Source organism: Cellulosimicrobium cellulans, from assembly GCF_042723955.1.
Lineage (GTDB): Bacteria > Actinomycetota > Actinomycetes > Actinomycetales > Cellulomonadaceae > Cellulosimicrobium > Cellulosimicrobium cellulans_H.
Map to the genome: position 1 here is coordinate 1 of NZ_JBHXIC010000177.1, position 1,115 is coordinate 1,115.

At 75.0% G+C, this 1,115-nt stretch carries 1 protein-coding gene; it reads left to right on the forward strand.

Annotation, left to right across the window (positions count from 1 at the left end):
* Window positions 1-209 precede the first annotated feature (209 nt).
* Window positions 210-1,049 carry a translation elongation factor Ts gene (gene tsf / locus ACFWH7_RS21050; RefSeq protein ID WP_378219642.1) on the forward strand — a complete coding sequence of 280 codons (840 nt, stop codon included), beginning with the start codon at window positions 210-212 and terminating at the stop codon, window positions 1,047-1,049.
* Window positions 1,050-1,115: the final 66 nt, after the last annotated feature.

Below are 1,115 nucleotides of genomic sequence, written 5' to 3' on the forward strand. Positions count from 1 at the left end.
GCCCCCCGCGCCGGGCCGGCGGGCGCCCCCGGGGGGGGCGGGGCGCCCCGCGGCCGGGGGGCCGCTCCGAGGGCGCGGGGCGGGGGCGCGCGGGGCCGCCCCCCCGCGCACCCCGTGCCGTCCCACCGGCGACACCGGGCACCGCCACGGTGCCCCCTGCACGTACCCGTGACGAAGAACCCGTGACGAACCACGAGTGAGGAACCACCATGGCGAACTACACCGCCGCTGACATCAAGGCCCTGCGCGAGCGCACCGGCGCCGGCATGCTCGACGTCAAGAAGGCTCTCGACGAGGCGGACGGCGACGCGGAGAAGGCGCTCGAGATCATCCGCGTCAAGGGTCTGAAGGGCGTCGCCAAGCGCGAGGGCCGCTCGACCTCCGAGGGCCTCATCGCCGTCGACATCCGCGACACCGAGGGTGGCCAGGTCGCGACGCTCATCGAGCTCAACTCCGAGACGGACTTCGTCGCGAAGAACGACACGTTCATCTCGCTCGCGGACCGCGTCCTCAAGGCCGCGGCCGAGGCCGGCGCGCGCGACGCCGACGCGGCGCTCGCCGCGGACGCGGACGGCGAGACCGTCCAGCAGGTCATCGACAACCAGGCTGCGACGCTCGGCGAGAAGATCGTCCTGCGCCGCGTGACCCGCGTCGCGGGCGAGCGCGTCACCGCGTACCTGCACCGCACCGCGCGCGACCTGCCGCCGTCGATCGGCGTCGTCGTCGCCACGGACGCCGCGGGCGAGGCCGTCGCGAAGGACGTCGCGCAGCACGTCGCGGCCATGTCCCCGACCTACCTGTCGCGCGACGAGGTCCCGGCCGAGACGGTCGAGAACGAGCGCCGCATCGCCGAGGAGACCTCGCGCAACGAGGGCAAGCCCGAGGCTGCGCTGCCGAAGATCATCGAGGGTCGCCTGAACGGCTTCTTCAAGGACGTCGTCCTCGTCGACCAGCCGCTCGCGAAGGACCCCAAGAAGACGGTCGGCCAGGTCGTCTCCGAGGCCGGTGGCTCCATCACCGAGTTCGTGCGGTACCGCGTCGGCGCCTGACGCCTCCCGTCGGCCCGGTCCCGTCGCCCCGCGCCCCGGCGGCGCCGGGGGCCCCGCCCCCCCCCC

What these genes read in the sequence shown, in the direction of transcription:
- tsf (WP_378219642.1), top strand. Translation starts at nt 210, where the DNA reads ATGGCGAACTACACCGCCGCTGACATCAAGGCCCTGCGCGAGCGCACC.